Source organism: Rhizobium sp. AN68 (assembly GCF_030758035.1).
Classification (GTDB): Bacteria; Pseudomonadota; Alphaproteobacteria; order Rhizobiales; family Rhizobiaceae; genus Agrobacterium; species Agrobacterium tumefaciens.
Map to the genome: position 1 here is coordinate 1,461,122 of NZ_JARWMI010000002.1, position 21,622 is coordinate 1,482,743.

A 21,622-nucleotide genomic window follows, 5' to 3' on the forward strand; every position below is an offset into this window, starting at 1 on the left:
GAGATAGACGAGTGTCAGTTGCCGTGGTTGTCCTGGCCGCTGGACGATCGAGCAGGATGGCGGGTGCCGGGCACAAGCTTCTTGCGCGTTTTCGGGAAACCAGCCTCGTTCGTCGGGCCGCATTGGCAGCTATTGGGGCCGGCAGTCGTTCTGTGGTTGTTGTGACCGGATACCGAAGCTCGGACGTCGAGGCCGAAATTGCAGGGCTCGACGTGATCATCGCGAGAAATTCCAACTTCAGTGACGGAATGGCAAGCTCGATCGTGCTCGGCGTCCAGCGCGCCGCGTTGCAAGCTCCCGACGGGATTATGATCATGCTTGCGGATATGCCGTTGCTTGAACCTGCGGATATTGACGCACTCATCGGCGCTTTTGCGGAGAGAAACGGAAAGGCGATTATTCGCGCGGTGTGCGAAGGAAATCCGGGAAACCCGGTTGTCTTTCCTCGCGCCGCATTCCCGCAGCTCATGGCGCTTATAGGCGACAGCGGCGCGCGCAAGATAATCACCCAATCTGGTCTCGACGTCATCGACATAGAGATTGGCGAAAGCGCCAAGGTGGACATAGACAACACAGAGCAGCTCGTTGCTTTAGGTGGCCATCCAGAAATCGACTGATCATCGAAACCTCATGTGTGCAGAGGCGTGGATCGCATTTTTACATCGACACCCCTTTTTATTGTCCATCACCGAACATTTGTCGTGCTTAACGCGTTCCTTCAGTTGCGGCACAATGATGTGCCCATGGAGGTGGTCATGACCAAATTCGCGCTTTACGTTCCGCTCGAGGCAATGCCCGGCAAAGAACAGGAGGTCGCCGAGTTTCTGCGATCAGCCTTACCGCTGGTCAATGCAGAGCCCGGCACGATTTCCTGGTATGCGATACAGGGAGGCCCAACTTCGTTTGCAATCTTCGATACGTTCGACGATGAGGACGGTAGGGATGCGCACTTAAATGGCCAAGTCGCTGCAGCCTTGATGGCGAAGGCAGAGGCAGGGGACCTGTTCGCCAAGCCGCCGCAGATACACATGCTGTCTATCCTCGCCGAAAAGCGTTCATAGCCCAGACTATTCGGACCTCATAATGTCGAACAGATGGGCTCAGATCGGCAACAAAATGAGATAATATCTCGTTCACCAATGGCTGGCGGCTGGGATTGCGGTAGCAATCATAAAAGCATCCATTAGTGGTCGGCAGTTCGAACAAAGTCAGCGCGTGCAGAGTTCTTCCGTCGCTTCGAGCTAATACCTTTGACTTTGACGGACCTTCAGCATTGTGCAACCGTCGCCACATAGACCGGCGTCGGCGCGTAGATCCTCGTCGAGAGCTTTGAGTCCTTTGTGCAGGGAAAGATACTCTCATGCGGATCGTGATCTTCGTTCCAAAGGACGTGCATTCTCTGGAGCTTGCAGGGCTAATGGACGTGTTTGCCGAAGCAAATGCCCGTGTTGAAAAGTTATTCTACGAAGTTGCTGTCTTGGCAGGGCACGAGGGGACGATCCGCTGTGCATCGGGGCTAAAAATCCTGACCGACTGCGCTTTCGATGCGTACCTTGGTAGCCCCGATACATTGCTTGTAGCCGGCAGCGTCGGAGTTCCGCAAAGTCCGGGCGGGCGTGTTGTCGACTGGATTGTTAAAATCGCGGCTCAGGCGCGGCGCTATGGCTCCGTCTGCACAGGGGCATTCGTGCTTGGCGAGGCAGGTCTACTGAAAGACCGGCGTGTTACGACGCACTGGCAGTTCGCGTCACTGTTGGCCGAGCGCTTCCCCGAGACGCGGGTGGAAAGCGACCGGGTTTTTGTCCGTGATGGCGCGATGATCACGTCGGCCGGTTCCAGCGCGGCTATAGATCTCGGCCTTTCCCTCGTCGAGGAGGACTTGGGCCGGGAGATTGCGCTCTACGTTGCTCGCCGACTCGTCGTGTTTCTGAAGCGACCAGGCGATCAGTCGCAGTTCAGCGTGCATCTGGCGGCACAGGCTATCGACCGCAGCCGTCTACACAACGTCCAGCAATATGTTCTGAACCATCCGGCGGCTGACCTCTCTGTCAGCGCCTTGGCGAAGATCGCGGCCATGAGTGTGCGGAACTTTACGCGTGTTTTTTCGCAGGAGGTCGGTATATCGCCATCAGACTATGTCGACCGGACCCGTATCGACGTTGCGCGCTTCCTTTTGGAGGGGAGCCGCCTGCCAATCGCTTTGGTGGCAGCGAGAAGTGGTTTTGGATCGACACGCGCGATGCGCCGTGCCTTTGTTTCGCACGCTGGAGTGACGCCGTCCGACTACCGTGATCGCTTTCGGACGTCCGGCGATGGCGCGAGAATCAGTTTGTCCGAAAACGGCTGACGCTTGTCTTGGAACCGCCTCGGCTGCGGGTTGCCCCGCCCGTGTTCGCCGTCCATGGTTCTTGTCATGGAAGAATTCGAAAAACGCATGCAGTCGCACCTCATGCAGCCCGCGCCGGTCATTTCGGACAATGCGCTTCTCAGCTCCGACGCTATCAGGCCAATTCTTGCGACGCTGGTCGAAGAACTAACCGATGGGATCGCGATCGCACAGCGTTTGGGCGCCAATTCGCCTTTGCTCTATGTCAATCAGGCCTTCGAGCATCTGACTGGCTACGCTCGGAACGAGGTCGTCGGGAAAGATTGCCGCTATTTGCAGGGCAACGAGCGCGACCAACAAGAGGTCGTCCACATTCGCGCTGCGATCGATGCGGCGGAGCCTCTGGACTCAACGCTGCGTAACTATCGAAAGGACGGGTCGGCGTTCTGGAACAGTCTCAGTCTCCGGCCTGCCTGGGTGGGCGAAGAACTATTCTACGTCGGCATACTGCGCGACGTCTCGGCGATTCGCCAGGCGCACACCGCGCTGGATCGTGTCGCGAACCTCGACGCGACCACGGGTTGCCTGAACCGTCAAGCATTTATCCTGGCTACCGAGGAGCGTTTCGCAACCAATGCCAAAGCGACGCCCTTGGTCGTGAAGCTGGATGTGATCGGTTTTCACGATTTCAACACGGGATACGGTTTCGAAGTCGGGGATGCCCTGCTTTATGAAACAGGGCGGCGGCTGCGGGACGTGGGCGCTGCCCAGGTGGGACGCATGGGCGCCAATGAGTTCGCTTTGGCTTTTGAGCTCACGGATGGATCAAGTGCGGATACTATCGTGGCAGCGGTATTCGCTTCGCTTGCCGCTGACTTCGTCGTGCCAGGTGCAAGTGTCTCACTGCGTTTCGCCATCGGCTATGCGGTGGGCCAGCCTCGGGCGAGACCCATTTCGCTGATCCGCAATGCCGGCATCGCCCTGTGGGCCGCCAAGTCCGCCCCTCTGGGTGGTCCGCGACGGTTTCGAGACTCGGATCACGAACAGGCAAGCCGACGCGTGCGAATGACTCGCGAATTGAAGGTCGCGGTCGCGAATGACGAATTTGTGTATCACTTCCAACCCCAGGTAGACCTTGCAACCGGCGAGTGGGTGGGTGCGGAAGCTCTGATACGCTGGAATCATCCTCTGTTTGGCAGCCAGCTCCCCGGAAGTTTCGTCGAGACTGCCGAGCGATCAGGTCTGCTGCTTGATCTGACCGAACGAAGTCTGACGACCGTCGCAGCTTATGCACGGCGCATTAACGCGCATCGCGGCAAGGCTTTGCGCTTTGCGGTGAATGTATCCGCCGGGGAGTTCCTGCAGCATGACATGGCCGAAATGCTGGATCGGGTCCTGTGCCTGACCAAGGCCGACCCGGCATGGTTGACGCTTGAGATCACCGAAAGCATGTTTCTCAGCGATACACCCGGCGTGATGGACGCATTTCAGCGGCTGCGACAGAGCGGCGTCGGCCTTTCCGTCGATGACTTCGGCACGGGCTATTCAAACCTGCGATCGCTCGAAACCTTTCCGGTTACCGAGATCAAGATAGACCGCACCTTTATCAGCGAACTCGCAACGAGGCCGTCCAGAAGGGTGATTGTCCAGGCCGTTATCGATCTTGGACGCGCCCTTGGGTTAACTGTGGTTGCAGAAGGCGTGGAGACCGAGGCCCAGCGCAAAATGCTTCGCGAAATGGGCTGTCCGGTCGGCCAAGGCTACCTTTTCAGCCGTCCCATCGACGCCGAAGTTTTTGCATCCGGCTTGGCACGGATCGGGAGCGACGGGATGGAAACAGCCTAAGGTCAGCGGGAGTCAGGACCGATTTGGCCCCGCGAGTAATCGCGGAGCCAAGAGACGCTGATCAGATGAGGCTGACGTTCTCGGCCTTGGACTTTCCAGTCTTGCGGTCCTGTCCCACATCGTAGCTGACCTTCTGGCCATCCTGAAGAGAACCACCAAACCCTACGGCGGAGATGTGGACGAAGACGTCCGGGCCGCCGTTGTCCGGAGTGATGAAGCCGAAGCCTTTGTCCTGTGCGAAAAATTTGACGGTACCTGTTGCCATGTTATCCTCGTTAATTGAATACGACGCGGTAATACTATTGTTCGATGGCGGTGGCCACAAGGCTTTATGGCCTTCTCGAGCCAAGTCGCCGTGGATGAGTGGTTTTCAAAAACGCCTGTTTTGCGGTCTCAGTCACGATCAGCACGCGATCTGTTGAATTTCAGCACGAATTAATTCGTATTTCCATTCTGCTCCCGCGCACAAAAATTGAAGCAACGAGTTGCTTATGAACAAATTTGTCTCGTTGAGCGGGCCTGATCTTGATCGGCAAAGCAGCGCAGTTTGAAGGCGTAGAGAGTTGCGGCCGCCGAGATCGCTTGCTCTATGTGCATACAGCGCCTCTATAGCGGTCAAAATGCTTAAAGTTTAGTCATTTGCAGGGTTGCGGATATTTTCATCGATCTATCTTGCGGATACGCTATTTGCGTGCTTGTATAGACAACCTAGGCAGTCATCACAGTTGCCGAGCCTGAAGGCGCAGACAGAGCGCAGGAGAGATTTGCATGATCGTCTTCGACAACGTCACCAAGCAATATGCGGGCGCGGCTACTGCCGTAAACGGTTTGTCCCTGACGGCGCCAAACGGCAAGCTGACCGTGTTCGTCGGCCCTTCGGGTTGCGGCAAAACCACATCCTTGCGGATGATCAACAGGTTGATCGTACAATCGTCCGGTTCGATCCTTCTTGACGGCGAACCGACAGATGGCATGGACGTGGCACTGCTGCGTCGTCGTATCGGTTATGTCATCCAGCATGCCGGGCTTTTCCCCCATCGCACCGTTGTTCAGAACATTGCGACCACTGCGCGGCTAAACGGATCGCCGAAGGAAAAAGCACTGCGCACGGCGCATGAGTTGCTTGAGCGTGTAGGGCTAACCGCCGCCTTTGCCGATCGCTATCCGTGGCAGCTTTCGGGTGGCCAGCAGCAACGCGTCGGTGTTGCGCGTGCACTCGCTTCCGATCCCAAATTCATGCTGATGGACGAACCCTTCAGTGCTGTCGATCCCGTCGTTCGCACACAGTTGCAGGACGAATTTCTTCGCTTGCAGCGTGAGATTGGCAAGACCATCATCATGGTGACCCATGATATAGACGAGGCGTTGAAGCTTGGCGATCAGGTTGCTGTTTTGCGTGCCGGCGGAACGCTTGCGCAGATCGCCACTCCAGAGGAATTGCTGGCGCGCCCGGCAGATGCCTTCGTGGCGGACTTTATCGGCCGGGACAGAGGGTATCGCTTCCTGAGTTTTGCAGAATTTGACGGAGCAGTCCCTCTCGGTGCGGAGCCGACAGCCTTGCTCGGCGCAACACCGGACAGCCTTCGTGGCGTTGCAACGGATCGCTGGGTTCTGGTGACTGACGCCGAACATCGTCCCATTGGATGGGCCGATGCGCAAGGTCTCAGGCAGCCACTGCGTGAGGGAGATCTCAATCTCAGTGGCACGCTGGCGCCGGAAGGCAGCAGTTTGCGCCATGTGCTCGATGCAGCGTTGAGTTCGCCCTCCGGCCGCGGGGTCATCGTAGGGTCAACGGGCCAGCTTGTCGGCACCGTCACACTCTCTGATGTCGCCAAAGCCATCGAAGCCGCGCGGGTCGGTCGCTTCGGAGGTCAGCCATGAGGTTTGATTGGCTCTACCGGGAATCCGGGCGGATTTTCGAGCTTTTCATCTGGCATCTAGGCCTTTCGGTCATCCCGGTGGTGATCGGCCTGCTTCTTGCCCTGCCGCTCGGTTGGATTGCGCAGCGGGCCGGTTTATTCCGGTCGACCCTGCTGGGGGTTGCCGGACTTCTTTACACAATTCCGTCGCTTGCGCTGTTCGTCCTGCTGCCGCTGGTGCTCGGCACCCGTATACTCGATCCGCTAAACGTCGTCGTCGCGCTGACGATCTACGCGTTGGCGCTTCTGGTGCGAACAGTGAACGATGGTTTGGAATCGGTTTCGCCAGACGTCCTCCAGGCGGCCAATGCCATGGGCTACAGACAGGTTGCGCGTCTGGTGGTGGTGGAGCTACCGCTCGCGGTCCCTGTGATTGCCGCCGGATTGCGTGTGGCCGTGGTTTCCAATGTCAGCATCGTTTCCGTAGCGGCACTGGTTGGAACGCCGCAACTTGGTCTGCTCTTCACGCAGGGGCTTCAGCTGCGGTTCCTGACGCCGATTATAGCAGGCATCGTACTCTGCGTGCTTCTCGCAGCCTTGCTGGACGGGCTTGTTCTGCTCATTTCACGCCGCCTGACGCCGTGGCAGCCTGGGAGTGCGGCGCGATGATAGAATGGTTTAGCGATCCAGCTCACTGGACAGGGAGTGATGGTGTCATCGTTCTCGTCGGTCAGCATCTGGCTTATAGCTTTGCGGCCCTTTTCCTCGCCTGTATGATTGGCTTGCCGGTTGGGCTTTATGTGGGACACACGGGACGCGGTGTCGTCTTCATCGCGGGTCTTGCAAATGCGCTGCGCTCCCTTCCAAGCCTCGGCCTGATCGCACTTCTTGTGATTGTTTTTGGCCCCGTTTTCGCATCCGATATGGCTTTTATCGTACCCAGCCTTATCGTGCTCGTGCTTCTGGCCGTGCCGCCGATCATGACTGGCAGTTACGCCGGTATCGCGGCGGTGGATCCCGCTGCGGTGGATGCTGCAAGAGGCATGGGGAAACGTCCGCTCGATATTCTGTTCGATGTGGAACTGCCCTGCGCTCTGCCATTGATCTTTTCCGGTCTGCGCAGCGCCACGCTTCAGATCATCTCGACCGCAACTATCGCCGCTTATGTTTCTCTTGGTGGTCTCGGTCGCCTGATCATCGATGGGCGGGCGCAGAACGATTATTATCAGATGGCCGCAGGTGCCGTTCTCGTCGGTGCGTTGGCCCTGACCGTGGATCTGATCATCGGCGTCATATCGAGGGTCACCGTATCACCAGGCCTGACGCGTCGAGCGAAGCGTTAGAGGTTCTAAAATAACCGGGTTTTCTATTCCACGACTGTTTCAACATAAAGGAGAAGCTCGCATGGCATTCAGGATCATCACTGCCGCCAGCGCATTTGCGCTCATGGCACTTTCCGCTGCTTCGGCATTGGCGCAAAGCAATCCGCTGGCCGCGCCAGCCACTCCGCGAACCGATACGACGACAATCATCGTCGGTTCCGCCGACTTCCCCGAAAGCCAGCTTCTGGCGACGATCTACGCCAAGGCCCTTGCCGCCAAGGGTGTTGCCGTCGAAACGAAGTTGAGCATCGGTAGCCGCGAAGTCTATATCCCTGCGTTGCTGGACGGATCAATCGATCTGTTGCCGGAGTATGCTGGTGCGACGCTGAGCTATCTCGACAAGAACGCCACGGCCCATTCGCCAAGCGATGTGGCCGCAGCGCTCAAGGCGGCTCTGCCGAAAGGCGTCTCGATGCTGACACCCTCCGCAGCACAGGATTCCGATAGCGTGGCTGTGACGCGCGCGACCGCTGACAAATACAAGCTGAAGACGATTGCCGATCTCGCACCCGTAGCCTCGCAGCTCGTACTTGGCGGTCCACCGGAATGGAAAACGCGCAAGGAAGGCATTATCGGTCTGAAGGAACTTTATGGCCTCGAGTTCCAGTCGTTCAAATCGCTTGACGTCGGTGGCCCGCTGACCCTTTCGGCACTCATCAACGGTCAGGTCCATGCTGCAAACCTGTTCTCGACCGATCCGGCCATCGCTGCAAACGATCTCATCGTGCTTGAAGACGTCAAGAACCTCTTTCCCGCCCAGAACATCGTACCAGTGATTGCCACACCGAAAGTTAGCGACGTTGTGACAAGCACTCTCGATGCTGTTTCTGCCGCCCTGACGACGAAAGATCTCGTCGTTATGAACGGTCGTCTGGCCAATCACGACAGTTTCGATGTCGTGGCGGGCGACTGGCTGGCCGAACACAAATTGAACTGAATCCATCGGCAAAGGGCGTGGCATTGCCCCTCCCTTTGCCGACAACCCTGCGTATTGGTGACGTCATAGCTATGGATCACGACAGAAAGATTTTCCGGGAAGTGATGTCACCGATATCTGAGAACGCTCATGACGCGCAGGGCACCGAAGACCAGAGTTCACCACTCTATGTAAAGCTGAAGGACTATGTCCGCAGTCGCGTCGAGGCGGGTGAGTGGAAGATCGGTCAACGTGTTCCATCGGAAAACGAACTGGTCGATATTCTCGGTGTCAGCCGTATGACGGCCAACCGCGCTTTGCGTGAGCTGGCCGACGAAGGGCTTGTGGTGCGTGTACGCGGCAAAGGTTCGTTCGTTGCGTCCAAGAAGCGCACATCGCAGTTCCAGAGCGTACCCAACATTGCCGAAGAAATAACACGCAACGGCGGTGTTCACAGCGCGCGGGTCATACTTCTTCAAATCGAAACCTGCGATCCAGATCTTGCCGAAGCGCTCGCTGTTCCGGCTGGCAGCCTTGCTGCGCACTCGATCATTGTGCATGCGGAAGACGGCGTGCCGATGCAAATCGAGGATCGTTTCGTCAATTCGGACTGCGCGCCCGATTACATCAAACAGGATTTCAACCTCGTAACACCCAACGGTTATCTCACGCGAGTGGCACCGATCGTGAAAGCCGAGCAGCATATCGAGGCGGTCAGCGCACAGCCCTGGGAATGCAAGCTGCTGGCGATTTCCAAGACGGAACCATGCCTGCTCGTGCGTCGTCGCACATGGTCGACAAAGGGGATCGTGTCTTCTGTCCGCCTCCTTTATCCCGGCAGCCGCTATCGTCTTTACAGCAGTAATTGAGACACGGGCCAACGCCGGCAGTATTCAAGATGGAAAATTCCCGCTCCTCGCAGCCGTTTCTGCATCATAGGAAAACGTCATGACTGTTCTACTGGATGATGGATTGAGTTGGCGCGATGTGGCCCATATCGGCAAGGGCGAGGCACTGCGTGTGTCAGACGCGGCCTATCTGCGGATTGACCGGGCGAGCCAGATCGTTGACAGCATCGTCGAAAGCGGTGTGCGTGCCTATGGCATCAATACCGGGGTCGGTGCACTGTCGGACACTGTGGTGGATCGCACCGCGCAGGGTCGGCTGTCGCGCTCCATTATTCTCAGCCATGCCTGCGGTGTCGGCCCGTTGTTGGATCCTCGCGAAGTTCGGGCAATCATGGCGGCGCAGATCGCCAATTTCGCCCATGGGCACTCCGGTGTCCGACGCGAGATCGTCTCGCATCTGTCGACGTTTCTGGAACAGGATTGTATTCCCGACGTGCCGTCCCGCGGATCGGCGGGCTATCTGGTGCACAACGCGCATGTTGCGCTTGTTCTGATCGGAGAGGGCCAGGCCCGGCTCGGCGGGCGCGTTATGAGTGGACGAGATGCCCTGGCGGCAATGGGACTTCAACCCATCGTGCTGGGTGCCAAGGAAGGGCTGAGCCTCGTCAATGGTACAGCCTGTGCGACCGGTCTTTCCTGCATGGCACTCGCGCGGGCCAATCACCTGCTAGATTGGGCCGATGCCATAGCGGCGCTGACGCTTGAAGCAGCAGGCTGCCAGATCGACGCTTTTGACGAGACGGTTCTCGCGCTGCGTCCCTCGACGGGAATCGCGGCCGTCGGGGCCGCTCTGCGATCCCGGCTTGAAGGCAGTGGGCTGGTTGCCGCCGCTCATGGCAGGCGGACACAGGACGCGCTAAGCCTGCGTGCCGTGCCGCATGCGCATGGTGCTGCACGCGACATCTTCGATGCCTGCGCCTCCATCGTTGACCGAGAGCTCGCCTCCGTCACCGACAATCCCGCGATCCTTGGCACGCCCGAGCAGCCCATCGTCTCGTCGGAGGCCCATGCCGTTGCCCCGGCATTGGGGCAGGCGGCAGACAGTCTCGCCATCGCCATTGCACAGATTGCGTCCATGAGCGAGCGCCGTATCGACAGGCTGGTCAATCCTCTGGTGAGTGGTCTGCCGCCATTTCTGGCGACCGATGCCGGAAGCCATTCAGGTTTCATGATCGCGCAATATACGGCCGTAGCCCTTGTCGGCGATAGCAGACGTCTTTCCGCGCCTGCCTCCACAGATGGAGGGCTGACATCGGGATTACAGGAGGATTTCCTCTCTCATCCCACGGCAGCCGCCAACAAGCTGCTCGCGGTTCTCGACAATGCAGAATATATTCTGGCCATCGAATGGATGGCCGGGGTGCAGGCCCATGATTTCCTGGAAAATGTTGCCGGGCGGGCAGCCGGAACAAATGCGGTCTACAATCTGCTTCGCGAGCACCTCCAGCCCTATTCGGATGACCGGCCCCTGTCTGCGGACATGGAAAAGGCAAGGCTGCTCCTGCGTGATTTCTCGCCACCGGATATGTGATTGAAAGCCGTAAGGCTCGTGCCTTACATGGTGAAAGGCAGATCGATACCCTTGGCGCGGATGAAGGGCAGGCCTTTGCGCCGTGCAGTCCAGCCGATAACGTGAAGGCTCCGGGCGGCCGGTTCATGCCGTTGCGCAAGCATCCAGGATTTGCAGTCGATCGCGGCAATGTCCGCCCGGCCCTCGGCCACTGCGATGACGGAAGCGCGGTGCGCACCGGTTTCGAGACAATTTTCAAACAGATCGAGGCCCGCGCCTTCTGCTTCCAGATCGCGTTTCAAGCTGAGATAGCCGGATAATGACTTGTGCTCGTTGAATGCCAGTATTTTCCCGCTAAGAAATCCTTTCGGCAAAGCGGCCTCACCGGTTTTCGAAGGTTCAGCACCCTCTCCACCGTCTGCTATGCGGGCAATGATGGCGCTGGAATAGAACTCGCCTGCACCACCCTTGATGCCATTATAATCGCTCTGTCCAATCACCTGCACATGATCCTGCAGGCCAAACTCCATTGGGCCCCAGCAGGTGCCGGATATCAGCAGAGCCGGATGCCGCCAGAGCACCGCAAGATCCAATGCATCGGGATCGAGCGTGGCAGGGTCTGCGGCAATGATGGCGCCGTCCTTTCCACGAATACCTCCCGGAACCGCCGGCATATCGCCGTTGCGTCTGGTGAGGCCTTTGGGAGCGTCGATACCCTCTGCTAAAAAACGGGTGCGCATATCGGCCCACAGCCTGTCCGTCTCATTGCGCAGTTCGGGCCAGTCATACATTGGCAGTGCCGCGATCCATGTCACGATGGAATTTCCAGTCTCACGTCTTGTTCCTGCATCGCATTGTCAGAAAAAATCAGAGCGGCAGGCACGACGGGTGACGCGATTAAAACTTGCTCGTCCCGTCGCAAGACAGGATGCGCTACCGGTTCCTTGGCCTTGAAGGCGAAAGCGCGGAACACCTCGAAATAATTGCTGAACACATATCCGTCATTCATCTTCTGCCACTCCGCCCGCCTCTCGCTGTAGAGGGAGGGCAATTTATACCAGGCGGCTGTCGGCATTTTGTGATGCACGAAATGCAGGTTGTTATAGAGAAACAGTGGAGCCAGGATGGAGTTTTCAACAATGATCGTTCTCCCATCCGGCTGTTCGGACCATTGATGTTCGCAATAGGAGCGAATGGCAATGATGGATATGCCCAGATAGGCCGCCACACTAACATAGAGCCAGATTGGAACGCCGAAAATCAGGGATATGACCAGCAGTGTCGGAACAAGTCCGGCCAGATGCAGGGTCCAGGCATAGATCACCCTCCGATCACCCTGCGCGATCTTGCGCCATTCGGATATCGTGAAACCAACAACCATCAGCGGAGGGCCGATGACCAGACGCCCGATGAACGTATTGTTCCATCCCAGCAGGACCTTGAGGAACGACGGCATCTTTTGCCAGTCGCCCATAGCCCGGTAATAGCTTTCCGGATCGTCGAATGGGTCGGTCAGACGCTCGTCTGCATGGTGTTGCAGATGCGTGCGCTTGTAACTGCGATAGGGGTAGAAAATCCCGAGCGGCAGAAAGACCATAGCTTCGTTCAGTCGTGCATTGCGCGTGGGGTGCCCATGTAGAACCTCGTGCTGGAGCGAGGAGTGCAGGGCAACTGCAATGCCCATGAGCACCAGAGAAACGATTGGAAACATCGGATACAGAAAATATCCCGCGAAAATCCAGAGACCGTAACAGACCGCCAACAGCGAGACTGTTGGCCATTCAATTCGGTCACGCGTTCTTCTGCGGCGCACGCCAGTCAGCCGCGCCGTCTTCTTTGCCAATATGTCTGTCATTTCATACTCTTGATGCCCCTGTCACCGTAGGGTCGCATCAGTCTCAGCCAGCCACAACGGGTTTATGGTGACCAACTGTTGATTTTGATAACAGTTTAAGCATTATGGTGATAATTATAAACAAACGGGTGAATTATGGACAAACGCGCGCTCGCAGAATTGTTTCGTGCCCGCCTGATCCAGCTGGTGAACAGGTCAGAAGACAACCAGGCGTCTTTTGCCGCCGCTATTGGCATTGATCGATCAGCACTTTCGCAATTGCTTTCCGGTGATTCGGCGCGGCTTCCGCGTGTGGAGACGCTGCTGAATATCGCCGAGCGACATTCCGTCTCGCTCGACTGGCTACTCGGTCTTTCCCATGATCAGGGGTTGATGGGGGAATTGCGGCCAAGTTTCGAGATCGAGGAGGGCGGTGCTGATTATACGGATACGCTGTTGATGAAGTGGCATGCGGAAGCTGCAGGCACCAAAATCCGTTATGTTCCGGCACGCATTCCCGATCTGCTTCGCACACCCGAGATCATCGCTTTCGAGGCCATGGGCGCGCATCAGAGTGTGATGGCGCAGGCCAGCGAAACGGCGTTTCGACTCGATTATAATCGCCAGCCTGGTACCGACATGGAAGTTTGCATGCCGCTCGAAACGCTGGAAGCTTTTGCGCAGGGGCGCGGTATGTGGAGCGGTTTGGACCGCGAGACACGTGCCGAACAACTCAAACATATGTCGGGACTTATCAGCGAGCTATACCCATCATTCCGGCTGTTTCTGTTCAATGAAAAAGAACGCTTTTCCGTGCCCTATACGATCTTCGGTTCGCAACGGGCAGCACTTTTCGTCGGCGCCATGTATCTTGTGCTCAACAACGCTGAAGCCATCCGTAAGATGCAACGTCACTTCGACGAGCTGATACGTTTTACCCGCATTCATGCCCATGAAACCGCGGATTTCGTTATGAATTTGGAAGTCGCTTAGTCCTGTGACGGGTACCAGCTTTCGCACATCATCGAACCTGCTTGCTACGTGGCGATATGGTCGGGATTGAACAGGAGAGGAAGGCCGCCATGGCCTCTAAATAACGACCTCCTCCACAAACCGGATCTTTTGTAACGGCGCCAGAAAAAGCCCGGCAGTGCCGGGCTGTAATCTATGATGTTACTTCGGCCGAAAACGCGGATTTGATCAGTGTTTTGGTATATTCAGCCGCCGGCCGCTCGAATATCGCGTCCGTTTCTCCCTCTTCGACAATCTTCCCGTTTCTCATCACGATGACATAATCCGAAATGGCCTTGATGACAGAGAGGTCGTGGCTGATGAAGATGTAGGAAAGGTTGTGCGTTTTCTGCAAATTACGCAAGAGGTCGATAACTTGTCCTTGAATGGATCGGTCCAGCGCCGATGTAGGTTCATCGAGAATGACGACATCTGGTTTGAGGATGATCGCGCGGGCAATTGCGATACGCTGACGTTGCCCGCCTGAAAACTCGTGCGGGTAGCGGTTGCGGGCGGCGGGATCGAGGCCGACTTCTTTCAGCGCTTCTATTGCTCGCTCGTCGCGCTGCGCGCGGCTGAGCTGTGGGTCGTGCACAAAGAGACCCTCAGTGATGATCTCTCCAACAGTCTGCCTTGGCGAAAGAGATCCATACGGATCCTGGAACACAAGCTGCAGCTGCCGCCGCAATGGCCTCATTGCCGTTCGGCCAAGTCCGGTGATTTCCGTCTTGCCGAAGAAAATGCGGCCCTCTGCAGTGACAAGGCGCAGAAGCGCGCGACCGAGCGTGGACTTGCCTGATCCGGATTCACCGACGATGCCGATGGTCTGCCCTTGATGAAGGCTGACATTAACGCCGTCCACGGCCCTGAAAGCCCGTGACTTCGACAGGAAGGCGCCCGGGATCACATAATCGATCGTGACGTTCTGGCCAGCGAGAACGACCGGCGCTTCTTTGCCGACCGGCGGCTTGTGGCCGCTGGGTTCGGCATCGAGAAGCATCCTCGTATAGTCCGCCTGCGGGCGCTCGAAGATCTCTTCCGTCGGACCGGTTTCAACGATCTCGCCTCGGCGCATAACCGCAACACGATCGGCAAAATGCCTGACGACACCGAGATCGTGCGTTATCAGCACCACGGCCATGCCGAAGCGCTGCTGCAACGACTTCAGAAGATCGAGGATCTGCGCCTGGATTGTCACGTCGAGCGCGGTGGTTGGCTCATCCGCGATCAGAATATCCGGCTCGTTTGCCAGCGCCATGGCGATCATGACGCGTTGGCGCTGGCCGCCTGAAAGCTCATGCGGGTAGCTGTCGATGCGCCGCTCCGGGTCCGGAATACCGACAAGTTTCAGGAGTTCGAGAACGCGTGCCCTCGCTTCCTTCTTGCTGCCGCCCCGGTGATGGACGATTGGCTCGGCGATCTGCGCGCCGATCCTGTAAAGCGGATCGAGCGAGGTCATCGGCTCCTGGAAAATCATGGTGATTTTCGCGCCACGGATTTTGTTCAGCTCGTTGACCGGCAAGCCTACCAACTCGCGTCCACGATATTGCGCCGAGCCTTGAATGACGCCGTTGGAAGACAAGAGGCCCATGATGCCCATCATGGTCTGGCTTTTGCCGGAGCCGGATTCCCCGACGACAGCGAGCGTTTCACCCTGCTTTACGTGGAGATCGACACCTTTGACGGCGTTGACGGTGCCGTCTGGCGTAGTGAAATCGACCTTGAGATTGCGGACGGTGAGAATGTTTTCAGATGTCGTATTCATGTCAACGATCCTTGGGATCGAGTGCATCACGCAATCCGTCGCCTACGAAGTTCAGCGAAAAAAGCGTCAGCACGAAGAAGATTGCCGGGAATATCAGCAGCCACGGGGCCGACTGAATATTGTTGGCGCCTTCGGAAATGAGCGCACCCCAACTCGTGAGTGGTGCCTGAACACCAAGCCCCAGGAAGGAGAGAAAGCTTTCAAGAAGTATGACCTTCGGGACAACGACCGTCACGAACACGACCACGGGACCGATGGTGTTGGGGATGATGTGACGGCGGATGATCTGCCAGTCGCTCAAACCCAAGGCCTGAGCTGCCGCCACAAATTCCCGCCGTTTCAAGGCAAGCGTCTGGCCACGCACGATACGCGCCATATCCAGCCACTCCACTGCGCCAATGACAAGGAAGATCAGGATGAAGCTACGCCCGAAGAAAACCACGAGAACCACGACCAGGAAGACGAAGGGCAGCGAATAGAGGATCTCGACGAAACGCATCATTACATTGTCGACCCGCCCGCCGATGTAACCCGCCGTAGCGCCGTAAAGCACGCCGATGCCGAGCGAAACGAGGCTGGCGAGAACGCCGACGGCAATGGAGATCTGGCCGCCCAGCATTACGCGAGCCAGCATGTCGCGACCGTTTGAATCTGTACCGAAGAAGAAGTATTCGCGATTGACATCGCCTTCCAACTTCAGCGTTCGACCATCATCTTCCGTAGCAACGACTTTCGTGTTTTCGAATTCGTTGGCGCGGTCGAAATAACGTGTCGTGCGCGGGTCAATCGGGCTGCTGGAGGTAACCGTTGCCGTGAAGGTCTGCCCTTCGACGGCAAACTCCTTCAGTTCGACGCGCGCACGGCCTGCCACACCTTCCATGACGCTCTGGAGGTTGTTCACGTCCGGGCGCGGCTCGAGGCTTGGCGCGACGGAGACGTAGGACGAAAACACCTGATCATAGGTGTGTGAAAGGAAATGCGGGCCGATAAACGAGAAAAGTGTGATCAGCACAAGCATGATGGAGCCAGCCATGGCGGCCTTGTTTCGTCTGAAACGCAGGGCTGCAAGCTGGAACAGGCTTCGGCTTTTCACCGATGGCTGAGGGGCGATATTGCCGGAGATATCAGTCATGTCTGACCCTCGGATCGAGCAGGCCGTAGAGAATATCGACCACGAGATTGAACAGGATGACGAAAATGGCGATGAGAACGACCGTTCCCATGACCAGCGTGTAGTCACGATTGATGGCGCCAAGAACGAAGTAGCGGCCGACACCGGGAATGGTGAAGATCGTCTCGATGACCGCCGAGCCCGTCAGCAGCGCTGCGGCGCAAGGCGCAAGATATGAAACGACCGGCAGCATCGCCGCGCGCATGGCGTGAATCACCACGACGCTGCGAGCCGGGAGGCCATAGGCCCTGGCGGTGCGGATATGGTCCATGCGCAGAGCCTCGATCATTGCACCGCGCGTCAGACGCGCGATGACCGCGAGCTGCGGCAAGGCGAGCGCGATCATCGGAAGAATGAGATAGCGTAGCGACCCATCACCCCAGCTACCTGCGGGCAGAAGCCCCAGCAAGACGGCGAAGATAAGCGTGAGGACAGGTGCGACGACGAAATTCGGCACGGTGATGCCGATGGTCGAGATGGACATGATGGAGAAATCGAAAGTGCTATTCTGCCTGAGTGCGGCAAAGGTGCCGGCAAGAATGCCGCCGACCAACGCCAGCAAAAGAGCATAGCAACCGAGCTCCAGCGAATAGGGCAGGCCTTTGCCGATCAACTGGGCGACGGTGTTGTCCTTGTAGATGTAGCTCGGACCGAAATCGCCGGTGGCGGCGTTGCCGAGATAGATGAGATACTGGCGCCACAATGGCTCATCCAGATGATAGGTTCTCATCAGGTTTTCCATTGTTTGCGGGGGCAGGGGCCGCTCGAGGTTGAACGGACCGCCCGGTGCGAAACGCATCAGGAAAAACGAAATCGTGACGACGATGAACAATGTCGGCACGGCGCTCGCCAAACGGCGCAGGATAAATGAAATCATGATTTTCAGGCTCCGGCATGGCACGGTGGTTTCGGCCACCGTGCCAGCACTGCTTATTCGGAAACGCTCAGGAAGCGGCTGAGGTGTTCGTTAGCAGCATTGTCTTCCCAACCCTTCACGCGGTTGGAAACCAGCCAAAGGTCCGCCTGTGTGAGAAGCGGAGCAACCGGCTGTTCCTTCATGAGGATGGTTTCTGCCTCGTGCAACAGTTTGGAGCGAGCAGCAGGATCCTTTTCGTCATAGGACTTCTGCATCAGCGCATCATATTCGGCATTATTGAACTTCGAGTAGTTGAAGGTCTTGTTGGAGGATACCGAAAGGGCGAGGAAGTTTTCCGCATCCGCATAGTCGGCAACCCAGCCTGCACGCGCTACGTTGTACTTGCCGCCTTCCTGCAGGTAGCCGTAATGCGAGGCGACGTCGAGGTTCACCAGTGACACTTTGGCGCCAAAGGTATTTTTCCACATATCCGCAATAGCGGTGGCAACGCGCTCATGGTTCGGGTTTGTGTTGTAGCGAATTTCGACGGAAAGCGGCTTGCCGCCCTCGCCGTAACCGGCTTCCTTCATGAGTTTGACGGCTTCGTCTTCACGATCGAGTTGCGACAGCGTCGCAAACTCTGCTTTCGCAGGCTCACCGTAGGAGTCCATGCCCGGAGGAACCATGGAGTAGGCGGGAACCTGCGAACCGCTGTAGATTTCCTTGGCGAGGAAATCGCGGTCGACTGCCATGGACAGGGCTTGACGGACGCGGACATCGTTATACGGCGCTTCACGCGTGTCGAAGGTATAGTAATAGGTCGCAAGCGTCGGCGAAACGTGAACCTGTTCGCCATAGGCCTTGCGCAGACGGTCGATCTGGTCCGCGGAAAAGTTGTAGGCGAGGTCCATTTCCTTGGCTTCGAAACGACGAACGGATGCGGCCTGGTCGTCGATCGGGTAGAAGATGACCTTATCGATCTTGGTGTTCGATGCGTCCCAGAAGTTGGTGTTCTTGACCACCGTCAAGCTGTCATTGGGAACATGCGCTTCAAGCTTGTAAGCACCGTTCGAGACCATGACGCCCGGCTTTACGAAGTTGGTTCCGTTCTTGTCAAAGCTTGCCTTCGAGATCGGCAGAGCTGTCTGGTGGGCAAGGAGTTCAAGGAAGAACGGTGTTGAGCGCTCGAGTGTGATCTCAAGGGTCTTGTCATCCACGGCCTTGACGCCAAGCTGGTCAACCGAAGTTTCGCCCTTGTTTATCTTCTCGGCGTTCTTGATCGGATAGAGAATATTCGCATATTTTGCTGCGGTCTTCGGGTCTTCGACGCGCTGATAGGAGAAAACAAAATCTCCAGCCGTTACCGGAGTGCCATCCGACCACTTCGCATCTGCACGCAGTTTGAACGTGTAGACGGTACCATCCTCAGACAGCGTCCAGCTTTCCGCCGTACCGGGAACGATCTTGCCGGCAGCATCGTAAATGGTGAGACCTTCATAAAGGTCTTTGAGGATAAAGGCTTCGATATTGATCGAGGTCTGTGCCTGATCGAGCGTCTGAGGCTCCCCGGAATTGCCGCGGTGAAGAACTGTTTCTGCAAGTGCGGAACTTGCGCCAATCAGAAGCGATCCTACCAGCAGCGTGGCGCGAGTTGTTGTTTTTATCGACATAATTTCCCTCCCGTGAAGAGTGTGAGTCTACAAACAAGGCCAAATTGCTCCGAAGGGCAACCACAATAAATTGTGAGTTTATGCATACACCGTGACTGCTGATCGAACAGAATAAGGGCAAAGCCATGGCCCGCACGCTGGACATTGCCTCGCGTGACGCGACCTCCGGGACGGTTAAATCGATGCGGGAAGCCGCCGGCCCTATCGATATCCTCGTGAAAATACCGATGCCGCCAGCATCAAGCAGTGCTGAAACGGCGAGGATAATCTTCTCTTTCGAGTCCGGCTCGCGAAAGCGCGCAGCCCGTCGAAAAGCAAAGCCCGAGTAAGTTTACGGCATCATACATGTCATCGTTTGCATATGCCGGGTAACACTTCATTTAGTAATTTTGTGAAATCTAAAATACGCAGGTTCCAAAGTTTCATCGGCGGGGCTGGTAGAACGAGTGGATCCAACGCGCCCAGCCTTTGGCGGCCCGGAGCGGATATCCGCTTGTCGCCCTATGAGGAGGGGCACAGCTACCCGCGATGTTCCATTGTTTGTTTCCCTGGCTTCCTGCGCGGACAGCTGGAGGAGCGCTTGCCCTGAGGCTATTCATGTCTTTCCTGAAGAATACCAAAATAAAAACAAAGGTCTTATTCGTCATATCAGTGATGAGTTTGATGTCGCTTTCCGGAATCAGCTACGTCAGCTTGCAGTATAAAAATACCGACAATGTTTACAGCGATTTCATCGCCAATGAGGCGCTTGCTGCGGTGCTGAACGCCCGAACCAGCGGCAATCTCAATGCACTCGGCATGCAGATGCTTCGCGCCAGCCTCAATGACTCGACCAGCAGTGATTTCGAGGCCGCTGTCAAAACATTCAAGGCCGACCGGAAGCAACTGGAAGAACGGCAGAATAAAATCATGCAGCTGGTGCCGGCCCGGACGGATGCCGCTCGTGATATCCTCAAGGGCGTTGCCGAGGTTGAGGAAATCGGCAATCAGGTCATCGCTCTCATGGAGGCGGGAAAAAATGCTGAAGCTCAGCAGATGGCGCTTAACGTCCTTCGAAAAATAACTGAAGTCTCACCGAAAATCAGCGCGGGGAACGAGCAACTGATCCAGGTGATGAACGACGGGAGAGAGCGCCTCACGGCCAGCACCAACACGACAATCTGGACAGCTCTGGTCAGCATAGCACTTGTTTCCCTGGCATTGATCGCGCTCGGCCTGCTTATTTCTTCGCGTGGCATTACCACTCCGATTGCGCGGCTTCGCGAGCGGATGGGGTCGTTGGCGGCAGGCGATACAGCCAGCGAAATCGAAGGTATGGACCGCAAGGATGAAGTCGGCCAGATGGCCGCTGCTGTTCAGGCATTTCGCGAGAACGCCATCGAGCGCCTCCGGCTTGAGAATGAAACGGAAAACCATCGGTCATCTTCAGAGCAGGACCGGATAGAGCGCGAGAAACAGAAGGCGAAAGAAGCTGCCGACGTGCAATTCGCCGTCGACAACCTTGCTGCTGCCCTTTCGAAGATCGCTCAGGGCGACGTTACTTACCGGATCGCTCAGCCGTTCGTGTCCAGCCTTGACGGTATTCGCGGCGACTTCAACAGGGCAGCGGAACAGCTGCAATCCACTCTGAACCAGGTGGCGCAGAACGCGCGCGGCATCGACTCCGGCGCGAACGAGATCAGGGCCGCAGCTGACGATCTGGCCAAGCGTACGGAACAGCAGGCAGCGGCCGTCGAGGAGACTGCTGCTGCACTGGAAGAGATCACCACGACGGTGAAAGACTCGACCAAACGGGCGCAGGAAGCGGGCCACTTTGTCAGTCGTGCAAAAGTTGGCGCGGAACAGTCGGGAGAAGTGGTGCAGAAAGCTGTCACGGCTATGGAGCAAATTGCTGCATCCGCTGATGAGATTTCCAACATTATCGGCGTGATCGACGAGATTGCTTTCCAGACCAACCTTCTGGCGCTGAATGCAGGCGTGGAAGCTGCCCGTGCCGGTGAGGCGGGCAAGGGATTTGCGGTTGTTGCCCAAGAGGTTCGCGAACTGGCACAGCGTTCCGCAGGTGCCGCCAAGGAGATCAAGAATCTCATTACGACATCGAACAGTCAGGTTCAGCAGGGTGTGCAACTGGTTGGCGAAACGGGCAAAGCACTCGAACTCATCGTCACGGAAGTACAGGAAATCAACCGTCACGTGATGGCGATCGCGGAATCGGCACAGGAGCAGTCCTCTGGTCTCCAGCAGATCAATACGGCTGTGAATCAGATGGACCAGGACACCCAGAAGAACGCTGCCATGGTGGAAGAAAGCACGGCGGCAAGCCACGGGCTTGCACGCGAGGCTTCGTCGCTCAACCAACTGCTCGCTCGGTTCAAATTGTCAGAAGGTGGTTACAGCGACATCTCCGCACCGGTTCGCGCAGCCTCGTCCGCCGACAGGCCTGCTGTTTCTCCTGCGCGTGCACTCGGCGGAAAGATTAAAGCTGCGTTCTCCGGCAATGCCGCCCTGAGCACATCGCCAGACAATTGGGAAGAGTTTTGAGAAATGCGAGGTCTTTCGCGCCTGAGGT

General features: G+C 57.1%; 19 protein-coding genes. 12 read left to right on the plus strand and 7 right to left on the minus strand.

The window, feature by feature from the left end:
* The first annotated feature begins 11 nt into the window (after positions 1-11).
* The 4 genes from RBH71_RS10145 (at position 12) to RBH71_RS10160 (ending at position 4,171) form a co-directional block, all read left to right on the plus strand.
* Complete coding sequence (locus RBH71_RS10145) at positions 12-617, plus strand: nucleotidyltransferase family protein (RefSeq protein ID WP_233284964.1); 606 nt, start codon at positions 12-14, stop codon at positions 615-617.
* Positions 618-755: 138 nt separating this feature from the next.
* A complete protein-coding gene (locus RBH71_RS10150; RefSeq protein ID WP_035252727.1) occupies positions 756-1,061 on the plus strand; it encodes a putative quinol monooxygenase in 306 nt (101 codons plus the stop codon).
* Between the two features lie 299 nt (positions 1,062-1,360).
* A complete protein-coding gene (locus tag RBH71_RS10155) occupies positions 1,361-2,347 on the plus strand; it encodes a GlxA family transcriptional regulator (RefSeq protein ID WP_003518336.1) in 987 nt (328 codons plus the stop codon).
* 66 nt (positions 2,348-2,413) lie between these two features.
* The gene (locus RBH71_RS10160) at positions 2,414-4,171 is read left to right on the plus strand and encodes a putative bifunctional diguanylate cyclase/phosphodiesterase (RefSeq protein ID WP_236761583.1); all 1,758 of its coding nucleotides are present in this window, start codon (positions 2,414-2,416) and stop codon (positions 4,169-4,171) included.
* Between the two features lie 61 nt (positions 4,172-4,232).
* Here the strand turns inward: RBH71_RS10160 and RBH71_RS10165 are convergent, their stop codons facing one another.
* Positions 4,233-4,436 (minus strand): cold-shock protein, encoded by a 204-nt coding sequence (locus tag RBH71_RS10165; protein ID WP_003518333.1) that lies wholly within the window; start codon positions 4,434-4,436, stop codon positions 4,233-4,235.
* A gap of 503 nt (positions 4,437-4,939) precedes the next feature.
* On the opposite strand from RBH71_RS10165, the gene RBH71_RS10170 reads away from it, so the two are divergent.
* The 6 genes from RBH71_RS10170 (at position 4,940) to RBH71_RS10195 (ending at position 10,767) form a co-directional block, all read left to right on the plus strand.
* Positions 4,940-6,052, plus strand: coding sequence for an ABC transporter ATP-binding protein (locus RBH71_RS10170; RefSeq protein ID WP_111800920.1), 1,113 nt, complete (start codon positions 4,940-4,942; stop codon positions 6,050-6,052).
* On the plus strand, positions 6,049-6,699 hold the full coding sequence (locus RBH71_RS10175; protein WP_003518331.1) for an ABC transporter permease: 651 nt from the start codon (positions 6,049-6,051) through the stop codon (positions 6,697-6,699). The genes RBH71_RS10170 and RBH71_RS10175 overlap by 4 nt, the downstream gene beginning before the upstream one ends.
* Positions 6,696-7,373, plus strand: a complete 678-nt coding sequence (locus RBH71_RS10180; protein WP_323687269.1) for an ABC transporter permease — start codon at positions 6,696-6,698, stop codon at positions 7,371-7,373. The genes RBH71_RS10175 and RBH71_RS10180 overlap by 4 nt, the downstream gene beginning before the upstream one ends.
* Before the next feature lie 61 nt (positions 7,374-7,434).
* Complete coding sequence (locus RBH71_RS10185) at positions 7,435-8,349, plus strand: ABC transporter substrate-binding protein (RefSeq protein WP_003518329.1); 915 nt, start codon at positions 7,435-7,437, stop codon at positions 8,347-8,349.
* A 104-nt stretch (positions 8,350-8,453) separates the two neighbouring features.
* Positions 8,454-9,197, plus strand: a complete 744-nt coding sequence (gene hutC, locus RBH71_RS10190) for a histidine utilization repressor (RefSeq protein ID WP_035252724.1) — start codon at positions 8,454-8,456, stop codon at positions 9,195-9,197.
* Positions 9,198-9,276: 79 nt separating this feature from the next.
* A complete protein-coding gene (locus RBH71_RS10195) occupies positions 9,277-10,767 on the plus strand; it encodes an HAL/PAL/TAL family ammonia-lyase (RefSeq protein WP_065705719.1) in 1,491 nt (496 codons plus the stop codon).
* A 23-nt stretch (positions 10,768-10,790) separates the two neighbouring features.
* On the opposite strand, the gene RBH71_RS10200 is transcribed toward RBH71_RS10195, so the two are convergent.
* Entirely contained in the window at positions 10,791-11,537 is a 747-nt protein-coding gene (locus RBH71_RS10200; protein ID WP_035252707.1) for a phosphate/phosphite/phosphonate ABC transporter substrate-binding protein, read from the minus strand.
* 20 nt (positions 11,538-11,557) lie between these two features.
* The gene (locus RBH71_RS10205) at positions 11,558-12,601 is read right to left on the minus strand and encodes a fatty acid desaturase (protein WP_003518325.1); all 1,044 of its coding nucleotides are present in this window, start codon (positions 12,599-12,601) and stop codon (positions 11,558-11,560) included.
* 135 nt (positions 12,602-12,736) lie between these two features.
* Here RBH71_RS10205 and RBH71_RS10210 point away from each other — a divergent pair, with 135 nt between their 5' ends.
* Positions 12,737-13,573 carry a helix-turn-helix domain-containing protein gene (locus tag RBH71_RS10210; protein ID WP_003518324.1) on the plus strand — a complete coding sequence of 279 codons (837 nt, stop codon included), beginning with the start codon at positions 12,737-12,739 and terminating at the stop codon, positions 13,571-13,573.
* A 172-nt stretch (positions 13,574-13,745) separates the two neighbouring features.
* Here the strand turns inward: RBH71_RS10210 and RBH71_RS10215 are convergent, their stop codons facing one another.
* The 4 genes from RBH71_RS10215 to RBH71_RS10230 are packed head-to-tail and all read right to left on the minus strand — an operon-like array spanning position 13,746 to position 19,053.
* Complete coding sequence (locus RBH71_RS10215) at positions 13,746-15,356, minus strand: ABC transporter ATP-binding protein (protein ID WP_038494790.1); 1,611 nt, start codon at positions 15,354-15,356, stop codon at positions 13,746-13,748.
* 1 nt (position 15,357) lies between these two features.
* Positions 15,358-16,488 (minus strand): ABC transporter permease, encoded by a 1,131-nt coding sequence (locus tag RBH71_RS10220; protein ID WP_003518322.1) that lies wholly within the window; start codon positions 16,486-16,488, stop codon positions 15,358-15,360.
* The gene (gene oppB / locus RBH71_RS10225) at positions 16,481-17,404 is read right to left on the minus strand and encodes an oligopeptide ABC transporter permease OppB (RefSeq protein WP_003518321.1); all 924 of its coding nucleotides are present in this window, start codon (positions 17,402-17,404) and stop codon (positions 16,481-16,483) included. Before oppB ends, RBH71_RS10220 begins: the two co-directional genes overlap by 8 nt.
* A gap of 53 nt (positions 17,405-17,457) precedes the next feature.
* A complete protein-coding gene (locus RBH71_RS10230; protein WP_003518320.1) occupies positions 17,458-19,053 on the minus strand; it encodes a peptide ABC transporter substrate-binding protein in 1,596 nt (531 codons plus the stop codon).
* A 597-nt stretch (positions 19,054-19,650) separates the two neighbouring features.
* Here RBH71_RS10230 and RBH71_RS10235 point away from each other — a divergent pair.
* Positions 19,651-21,594 carry a methyl-accepting chemotaxis protein gene (locus RBH71_RS10235; protein WP_003518314.1) on the plus strand — a complete coding sequence of 648 codons (1,944 nt, stop codon included), beginning with the start codon at positions 19,651-19,653 and terminating at the stop codon, positions 21,592-21,594.
* Positions 21,595-21,622 lie beyond the last annotated feature (28 nt).

What these genes read in the sequence shown, in the direction of transcription:
- RBH71_RS10210 (WP_003518324.1), top strand. Translation starts at nt 12,737, where the DNA reads ATGGACAAACGCGCGCTCGCAGAATTGTTTCGTGCCCGCCTGATCCAG.
- RBH71_RS10195 (WP_065705719.1), top strand. Translation starts at nt 9,277, where the DNA reads ATGACTGTTCTACTGGATGATGGATTGAGTTGGCGCGATGTGGCCCAT.
- RBH71_RS10170 (WP_111800920.1), top strand. Translation starts at nt 4,940, where the DNA reads ATGATCGTCTTCGACAACGTCACCAAGCAATATGCGGGCGCGGCTACT.
- RBH71_RS10220 (WP_003518322.1), bottom strand. Translation starts at nt 16,488, where the DNA reads ATGACTGATATCTCCGGCAATATCGCCCCTCAGCCATCGGTGAAAAGC.
- RBH71_RS10230 (WP_003518320.1), bottom strand. Translation starts at nt 19,053, where the DNA reads ATGTCGATAAAAACAACAACTCGCGCCACGCTGCTGGTAGGATCGCTT.
- RBH71_RS10200 (WP_035252707.1), bottom strand. Translation starts at nt 11,537, where the DNA reads ATGTATGACTGGCCCGAACTGCGCAATGAGACGGACAGGCTGTGGGCC.
- RBH71_RS10165 (WP_003518333.1), bottom strand. Translation starts at nt 4,436, where the DNA reads ATGGCAACAGGTACCGTCAAATTTTTCGCACAGGACAAAGGCTTCGGC.
- RBH71_RS10175 (WP_003518331.1), top strand. Translation starts at nt 6,049, where the DNA reads ATGAGGTTTGATTGGCTCTACCGGGAATCCGGGCGGATTTTCGAGCTT.
- RBH71_RS10205 (WP_003518325.1), bottom strand. Translation starts at nt 12,601, where the DNA reads ATGACAGACATATTGGCAAAGAAGACGGCGCGGCTGACTGGCGTGCGC.
- RBH71_RS10235 (WP_003518314.1), top strand. Translation starts at nt 19,651, where the DNA reads ATGTCTTTCCTGAAGAATACCAAAATAAAAACAAAGGTCTTATTCGTC.
- RBH71_RS10155 (WP_003518336.1), top strand. Translation starts at nt 1,361, where the DNA reads ATGCGGATCGTGATCTTCGTTCCAAAGGACGTGCATTCTCTGGAGCTT.
- RBH71_RS10215 (WP_038494790.1), bottom strand. Translation starts at nt 15,356, where the DNA reads ATGAATACGACATCTGAAAACATTCTCACCGTCCGCAATCTCAAGGTC.
- RBH71_RS10185 (WP_003518329.1), top strand. Translation starts at nt 7,435, where the DNA reads ATGGCATTCAGGATCATCACTGCCGCCAGCGCATTTGCGCTCATGGCA.
- oppB (WP_003518321.1), bottom strand. Translation starts at nt 17,404, where the DNA reads ATGATTTCATTTATCCTGCGCCGTTTGGCGAGCGCCGTGCCGACATTG.
- RBH71_RS10180 (WP_323687269.1), top strand. Translation starts at nt 6,696, where the DNA reads ATGATAGAATGGTTTAGCGATCCAGCTCACTGGACAGGGAGTGATGGT.
- RBH71_RS10150 (WP_035252727.1), top strand. Translation starts at nt 756, where the DNA reads ATGACCAAATTCGCGCTTTACGTTCCGCTCGAGGCAATGCCCGGCAAA.
- RBH71_RS10160 (WP_236761583.1), top strand. Translation starts at nt 2,414, where the DNA reads ATGGAAGAATTCGAAAAACGCATGCAGTCGCACCTCATGCAGCCCGCG.
- hutC (WP_035252724.1), top strand. Translation starts at nt 8,454, where the DNA reads ATGTCACCGATATCTGAGAACGCTCATGACGCGCAGGGCACCGAAGAC.